This is a genomic window from Bacteroides sp. OM05-10AA, from assembly GCF_003439055.1.
In the GTDB taxonomy this organism is placed as follows: Bacteria; Bacteroidota; Bacteroidia; order Bacteroidales; family Bacteroidaceae; genus Bacteroides; species Bacteroides intestinigallinarum.
In genome coordinates this window covers 1-6,976 of record NZ_QSUR01000077.1, presented here as the reverse complement: position 1 = coordinate 6,976, position 6,976 = coordinate 1, and the positions used below count along the sequence as shown (strand labels likewise).

General features: G+C 42.3%; 8 protein-coding genes. 1 reads left to right on the top strand and 7 read right to left on the bottom strand.

Features of this window, described 5'->3' with window-relative positions; genetic code table 11:
- Positions 1 to 77: 77 nt before the first annotated feature.
- Positions 78 to 848, bottom strand: coding sequence for an ABC transporter ATP-binding protein (locus tag DXB58_RS27395; protein WP_004324648.1), 771 nt, complete (start codon positions 846 to 848; stop codon positions 78 to 80).
- Positions 845 to 1,588 carry an ABC transporter permease gene (locus DXB58_RS27390; protein ID WP_004297154.1) on the bottom strand — a complete coding sequence of 248 codons (744 nt, stop codon included), beginning with the start codon at positions 1,586 to 1,588 and terminating at the stop codon, positions 845 to 847. The genes DXB58_RS27395 and DXB58_RS27390 overlap by 4 nt, the downstream gene beginning before the upstream one ends.
- A 75-nt stretch (positions 1,589 to 1,663) precedes the next feature.
- Between DXB58_RS27390 and lptB the strand changes: the two genes are divergently transcribed.
- On the top strand, positions 1,664 to 2,425 hold the full coding sequence (gene lptB, locus DXB58_RS27385; RefSeq protein WP_004297152.1) for an LPS export ABC transporter ATP-binding protein: 762 nt from the start codon (positions 1,664 to 1,666) through the stop codon (positions 2,423 to 2,425).
- 106 nt (positions 2,426 to 2,531) lie between these two features.
- Here lptB and der read toward each other — a convergent pair whose 3' ends face one another.
- From der to DXB58_RS27360, 5 genes are all read right to left on the bottom strand, one after another.
- Positions 2,532 to 3,845 carry a ribosome biogenesis GTPase Der gene (gene der, locus DXB58_RS27380; RefSeq protein ID WP_004297149.1) on the bottom strand — a complete coding sequence of 438 codons (1,314 nt, stop codon included), beginning with the start codon at positions 3,843 to 3,845 and terminating at the stop codon, positions 2,532 to 2,534.
- 48 nt (positions 3,846 to 3,893) lie between these two features.
- Positions 3,894 to 4,775: a GTPase Era gene (gene era, locus DXB58_RS27375; protein WP_004297147.1), complete on the bottom strand. Its 882-nt coding sequence runs from the start codon at positions 4,773 to 4,775 to the stop codon at positions 3,894 to 3,896.
- An 86-nt stretch (positions 4,776 to 4,861) separates the two neighbouring features.
- Complete coding sequence (locus DXB58_RS27370) at positions 4,862 to 5,869, bottom strand: beta-ketoacyl-ACP synthase III (RefSeq protein ID WP_004323568.1); 1,008 nt, start codon at positions 5,867 to 5,869, stop codon at positions 4,862 to 4,864.
- A gap of 87 nt (positions 5,870 to 5,956) precedes the next feature.
- Positions 5,957 to 6,142, bottom strand: a complete 186-nt coding sequence (gene rpmF, locus DXB58_RS27365; RefSeq protein ID WP_004296852.1) for a 50S ribosomal protein L32 — start codon at positions 6,140 to 6,142, stop codon at positions 5,957 to 5,959.
- Positions 6,143 to 6,154: 12 nt separating this feature from the next.
- Positions 6,155 to 6,733 (bottom strand): DUF177 domain-containing protein, encoded by a 579-nt coding sequence (locus DXB58_RS27360; RefSeq protein ID WP_004297143.1) that lies wholly within the window; start codon positions 6,731 to 6,733, stop codon positions 6,155 to 6,157.
- Positions 6,734 to 6,976: the final 243 nt, after the last annotated feature.

Genomic DNA, 6,976 nt, shown 5'->3' with positions numbered 1-6,976 from the left:
GGACTTACACCCGTTAGATAATGCTCATGCCGAGCGTACAAAGAAACTTCTGTCACCCGATGACAGAAGTTTTTTTATTACCCTTCCATTCCCTGCACTTCCACGTCCTTCACCTTACGGAGCAAGTCGGAAGCAAAGATAAAGTTATTCAGTCGTTCATTGGTAGAAGTAAAGATATCATCTTTCGTACCTTCCCACTCTTTATGTCCCTCATAAATATAAATCACCTTCTCACCAATTCCCAATACAGAGTTCATATCATGCGTATTGATAATGGTCGTCATGTTATATTCCTGCGTAATATCGTGGATCAGATCATCAATCACCAATGACGTTTTCGGGTCCAGCCCCGAGTTCGGTTCATCGCAAAACAGATATTGCGGATTCAAGGCAATCGCACGCGCAATAGCCACACGCTTCTGCATACCACCACTGATTTCTCCCGGAAACTTATCTTTCGCTTCCCCCAGATTCACACGATCCAGACAGAACATCGCCCGTTTGATCCGGTCACGCAAGATATCGTTGCTAAACATATTCAGTGGAAACATCACATTATCAAATACGGTCATAGAGTCAAAAAGAGCCGCACTCTGGAAAATCATTCCCATTTCCTTGCGAAGCATCTTCTTCTCTTTCTTCCCCATCAGGACAAGGTTACGCCCGTCATACAAGACTTCCCCTTTCTCCGGAGTTAGCAATCCTACAATACATTTCATCAACACCGTCTTACCGGAACCACTCTGACCGATAATCAAGTTTGTCTTTCCATTTGCAAAGTCAGCATTGATATCACTCAATACTGTCTTGTCATCAAATGATTTATAAAGTCCTTTAATCTCAATCATCCCATCAAAAGTTTAGTTAATATCAAGTCTGAAAACAGAATCAATACACTGCTGGATACTACGGCATCCGTAGAAGCCTTTCCTACAGCAATCGAACCTCCCTCTACCGTGTATCCGAAGAAAGCGGACACACTTGCAATGATAAACGCAAAAAAGAGGGATTTGATGATACCCGCCCAGATAAACCATTCGTTAAACATATACTGCAAACCATATTCGAGATCGACAGCATTCATAACCCCGGCAAACCAACACGTGCAAAAGGCACCGATGATTCCGGCAAAGATACTAAATGTCACTAGAATAGGGATAACAGTCACCATCGCCGTAATCTTAGGTAAAATCAGGTAGTTCGCCGAATTGATACCCATAATTTCGAGCGCATCAATCTGTTGCGTCACCCGCATCGTTCCTAATTCCGAAGCGATATTCGACCCGACTTTTCCGGCAAGAATCAAACACATGATGGAGGAAGAAAATTCCAGCAACATAATTTCACGTGTCACATATCCCACTGTCCAGCGGGGCATCCATGGACTTTCGATATTCAACTTAATCTGAATGGTAATCACTGCGCCGATGAAAAACGAAATCAACAGCACAATACCGATGGAGTTCACACCTAGCTGCTCCAACTCGTTAAGGTATTGCCGGAAGAACATACGCATACGTTCGGGGCGGGAAAAAGTCCGTCCCATCAGCATGAAATATCTCCCGACGGTTCTCAATGCTTTTATCATAACTCACACTATTTGTCTGCAAATGTACATTATTTCAGCTTATTTTTACTACATTTGCCGCAAAATAACTAGAATATGGAAGAAAGCAAGATGGTGCTCCGCACGGAAGACCTGGTTAAGAAGTACGGTAAACGAACCGTTGTAAGCCACGTTTCCATCAATGTGAAGCAAGGTGAGATTGTAGGTTTGCTGGGACCGAACGGTGCCGGTAAGACGACTTCATTCTATATGACTGTAGGGTTGATTACTCCTAATGAAGGACGTATTTTCCTCGATGACCTGGAAATTACCAAATATCCGGTTTACAAACGCGCACAAACGGGAATCGGCTACCTTGCACAGGAAGCATCCGTTTTCCGCCAGATGAGCGTGGAAGATAATATCGCCTCTGTACTGGAAATGACCAACAAGCCCAAAGAATATCAAAAAGAGAAACTCGAAAGCCTGATTGCAGAGTTCCGTCTGCAAAAGGTACGCAAAAATAAAGGTAACCAGTTGTCGGGAGGTGAGCGCCGCCGTACAGAGATTGCCCGTTGTCTTGCCATCGACCCCAAATTCATCATGCTTGACGAACCTTTTGCCGGTGTCGACCCGATTGCCGTAGAAGATATCCAGCAAATTGTATGGAAACTGAAAGACAAGAATATCGGAATCCTGATTACCGACCACAACGTACAGGAAACGCTTAGTATCACAGACCGCGCCTATCTGCTGTTCGAAGGAAAGATCCTTTTCCAGGGAACACCGGAAGAATTATCGGAAAATCAGATTGTACGTGAAAAATACTTGAGTAACAGTTTCGTGTTACGCCGAAAAGATTTCCAGTTGGAGAAATAAGTCTACTACAAAGTAATACAAGATCTCACAGAGATATATTTATAAAAAGACACGGATTGTCCCTATATATGTTCTATATAATTGAGACAATCCGTGTCTTTTTTATTTATTTCTGTCGAATATAAATATTAACCGGAGTACCTGTCAGATTCCATTTCTCACGCATCTTATTTTCGAGGAAACGTTTGTATGGCTCTTTCACATACTGAGGTAAGTTGGCGAAATATACAAATGAAGGCACCTGTGTATTCGGCAACTGTGTGATATATTTAATTTTGATATACTTACCTTTATTTGAAGGAGGCGGATAAGCCTCGATCAACGGAAGCATTTCTTCATTCAAACGTGCGGTCGGGATCTTTGTCGTCCGGTTCTCATACACACTACGTGCTTCTTCAAGCACTTTCAGAATACGTTGCTTAGTCAGTGCAGAAGCAAAGATGATCGGGAAATCGACAAACGGAGCAAAACGCGAGCGAACAGCTTCCTCAAACGCTTTCTGTACTTTCACAGATTTATCTTCCACCAAATCCCACTTATTTATAACAACTACCAGACCTTTCTGATTCTTCTGAATCAGAGAGAAGATATTCAAGTCCTGCCCCTCAACACCTCTTGTAGCATCCAACATCAGAATACAAACATCCGAACCTTCGATAGAACGAATCGAACGAACGACTGAATAATATTCCAAGTCTTCATTTACCTTGTTTTTCTTACGGATACCCGCTGTATCCACCAGGTAAAAATCAAATCCGAATTTATTGTAACGAGTATAGATAGAGTCGCGGGTAGTTCCGGCAATCTCTGTTACGATATTACGTTCTTCCCCAATAAATGCATTTACAATGGAAGACTTTCCGGCGTTCGGACGTCCTACCACAGCAAAACGGGGAATATCATCATCCAGGATTTCTGACGACTCTTTCTTGAAATTGCTGACAATCAAGTCCATCAAATCACCCGTACCACTTCCTGTCATGGCAGAAACGCAATACGGATCGCCCAATCCCAGTTTATAGAATTCGGGAGCATTATATTGTAAATCGTGGTTATCCGTTTTATTGGCAACCATAATCACCGGACTATTAGCACGACGCAGAATAGCAGCTACCTGCATATCCAAGTCAGTCACTCCATTCATCACATCCACTACAAACAGAATGACATCCGCTTCTTCCACAGCCAATAATACCTGCTTACGGATTTCCTCTTCAAAGACATCATCCGAGTTGACCACCCATCCACCGGTGTCAACCACAGAGAATTCACGGCCCAGCCACTCAGACTTGCCATATTGTCTGTCGCGGGTTGTACCCGCTTCTTCATTCACAATAGCCTGACGAGTCTTCGTCAGACGGTTAAATAAGGTAGACTTGCCCACATTCGGGCGTCCTACAATTGCAACTAAATTACCCATAGTTCAATACCTTGTTTTTTCACGACTATCACAGTCGCATGAATACTCTTAATCTAACTGATAACCAAAATTGCGGAGTTCCTTATCCGAACTACGCCAATCCTTATCCACTTTCACATACGTTTCGAGAAAAATAGTCTTTCCAAAGAAACGTTCCAGTTCACGGCGAGCCTCGGTAGCCACCTTCTTCAACGCCTTTCCCTGTTTACCGATAATGATTCCTTTCTGCGAATCACGTTCCACGTTAATCACCGCCCGAATATGAATCTTCTTCGGTTCTTCCTTAAACTCTTCCACAACAACCTCCACCGAATAGGGGATCTCTTTATCGTAATAGAGCAGAATCTTTTCCCGGATAATCTCATTCACGAAGAAACGGGCAGGCTTATCCGTCCACTGATCCTTTCCAAAATAAGGAGGAGAATCGGGCAGCAGTTCTTTGATCCGCTTCATCACATAGTCTACATTGAACTTTGATGTAGCAGAAATCGGAATAATTTCGGCTTGGGGAAGCAACTCTTTCCATTCTTCCACCAGCTTTACCAGTTTTTCCTGATCTGTAAGATCTATCTTATTGATGAGCAAGAGAACAGGCACCGTCATCTGACGCACCTTTTCCATAAACTCATTATTCTTATCCGGCGTCTCCACCACGTCCGTTACATAAAGCAAGATATCCGCATCTGTCAATGCCGAAGTAGAAAAATTCAGCATAGACTCCTGTAGCTTATAATTGGGCTTCAACACACCCGGAGTATCAGAAAAAACAATCTGCATCTCATCCGTATTATAGATTCCCATAATCCGGTGACGAGTAGTCTGCGCTTTGAAGGTAGCGATCGAAATACGTTCGCCCACCAAGACATTCATCAATGTCGACTTTCCGACATTCGGATTTCCTACGATGTTTACAAAACCTGCTTTATGCATTTCTCTTTATTTTATTGGTTGAGACAAAAAAACGCATCGAATCGAAATAGGATGCGTTTTTGAGTGTTATAGTTCAGTAACTTACGTTACGATTCCTTCTTTCCATCATAACCCCATTTCACGTATACTGCGCCCCAAGTAAATCCGGCACCGAATGCAGTGAAAATGATGTTATCGCCTTTTTTGAGTTTATCTTCATAATCCCAGATACACAGAGGAAGTGTAGCGGCACTCGTGTTACCGTAATGCTCAATATTTACCAACACTTTATCCATTGGCACATCCATACGGTGAGCCACAGCCTCGATAATACGGACATTCGCCTGATGCGGAACAATCCAGTTGATACTATCTTTCGTCAGACCATTCTTTTCTGCGATTGCAGCAGAGACATCCGACATGTTGGATACAGCATATTTAAATACTGTTCTTCCTTCCTGGTGCAAATAGTGCATTTTATTGTCTACTGTGAAATAAGACGGAGGACAAACCGAACCACCAGCTTTCATGTGGAGGAAAGGCAAACCTTTGCCATCTGTTCTCAGTATCGAATCCATGATTCCGTAATCTTCCGTAGTGGGTTCCACCATAAAGGCAGCAGCACCGTCACCGAAAATGGGGCATGTAGCACGATCTGTATAGTTAACCATTGACGACATCTTATCGGCACCGACAATGATAATTTTCTTATATCTTCCCGAACGGATGAAATTAGCAGCTGTCTCCATCAAATACAGGAATCCGCTACAAGCAGCCTGCAAGTCGAAGGCAAAAGCATTCTTTAGTCCGAGTTTATCACAAAGAATAGAAGCTGTAGAAGGGAAGTGATAGTCAGGAGTAGTGGTAGCAACAACAACCAAATCGATATCATCAGGATTAGCACCAGTCTTCTTCATCAACTGTTTGGCAGCTTTGCGCGCCATGTATGAACTACCTAATCCTTCCTCATTCAGAATATGTCTTTCCTTTACTCCGATACGAGTCATAATCCATTCGTCGTTGGTATCCACCATTTTTGATATCTCGTCGTTAGTCAAGATATAATCGGGTACGTACCCGCCGACTCCTGTGATTACTGCATTTATTTTTTCCATCAAACCTATTTTAAATTAGCAATACTATAATACTTAAAGCAGCCGGAGAGTTTCACCCCCAGGCTGTTTTCAGTATAACTGTACTAATTATACAGCTGCTTCTTTCTCAATAGCGAGCTTGCCTCTGTAATAGCCACAAGCACCACATACAGTGTGGTAAACGTGCCATTCACCGCAATTCGGACAAATAGCCAATGTAGGAGCTACTGCCTTATCATGAGTTCTTCTCTTCGCTTGTCTCGTACTTGATTGTCTTCTCTTAGGATGTGCCATTTTCTTAAAACTTTAATTATTATCTAATATTTTTTTTAATTCATTCCAGCGGGGATCAATTTGTTCCTCCACTTCTTCCTCAATTACGATGTCATCTCCACCTGTGTCGAAAGTATCATCGCTATCCTCATTCGCATTTGTTTTCAAATGCTTGTTCAATTTACCAGTCATCGCTTTATTGCACTTACCGGGAGCATGTACATGCTTCATGGGTACAGAGAGCGCAACAAACTCATACATGAACCATGCAACGTTGATTTCCCCTTCTTCCTCGGGAATCACAATCAGGTTGTCACCTTCTTCTGCATATTCATGTCCAAACTTTACCATCAGTTTATCAGAAGAACTGATAGGTAGCTCCATATCATCCAGACAACGGTCACATGGTACTGATACCATTCCCTCAGTCTGAAAACTCAGCTCGAAAGCACGAGAGGTTCTTTTCACGGTCAATGTAACATTCACCTTTCCTTTCTGAACTTCAGGACCATCAATGTGAGCGAAGTAAAGGTTATCCAATACAAACTCATACTTAGCAGAGTCTGTTTGCATTCCTTTCAAGTCAATTTTGTATTTATCAAACTTTCCCAAAGCTTCTCTCTTTTTTAAATCGTTAGCTTACAATTCGGGCGACAAAGATACAAATAAATATCCTCATAACATACAAATTATCAGTAAATATTCACTTTTTTAATAGGTATTATGAGGTTTGTATCTGTTAAAAACGGCGATATAAATACCAAAGTAATAAAAAACAGAAAGCCTCGCCCGTCCAATAGACAAGCGAGGCTTCTTAAAAACGGCGGCTACCTACTCTCCCACTGTTACGCAGTA

Bases quoted from the DNA above. Each gene is read 5' to 3' on its own strand.
- DXB58_RS27370 (WP_004323568.1), bottom strand. From the start codon at position 5,869: ATGGAAAAAATAAATGCAGTAATCACAGGAGTCGGCGGGTACGTACCC.
- DXB58_RS27395 (WP_004324648.1), bottom strand. From the start codon at position 848: ATGATTGAGATTAAAGGACTTTATAAATCATTTGATGACAAGACAGTA.
- lptB (WP_004297152.1), top strand. From the start codon at position 1,664: ATGGAAGAAAGCAAGATGGTGCTCCGCACGGAAGACCTGGTTAAGAAG.
- der (WP_004297149.1), bottom strand. From the start codon at position 3,845: ATGGGTAATTTAGTTGCAATTGTAGGACGCCCGAATGTGGGCAAGTCT.
- era (WP_004297147.1), bottom strand. From the start codon at position 4,775: ATGCATAAAGCAGGTTTTGTAAACATCGTAGGAAATCCGAATGTCGGA.
- DXB58_RS27390 (WP_004297154.1), bottom strand. From the start codon at position 1,588: ATGATAAAAGCATTGAGAACCGTCGGGAGATATTTCATGCTGATGGGA.
- rpmF (WP_004296852.1), bottom strand. From the start codon at position 6,142: ATGGCACATCCTAAGAGAAGACAATCAAGTACGAGACAAGCGAAGAGA.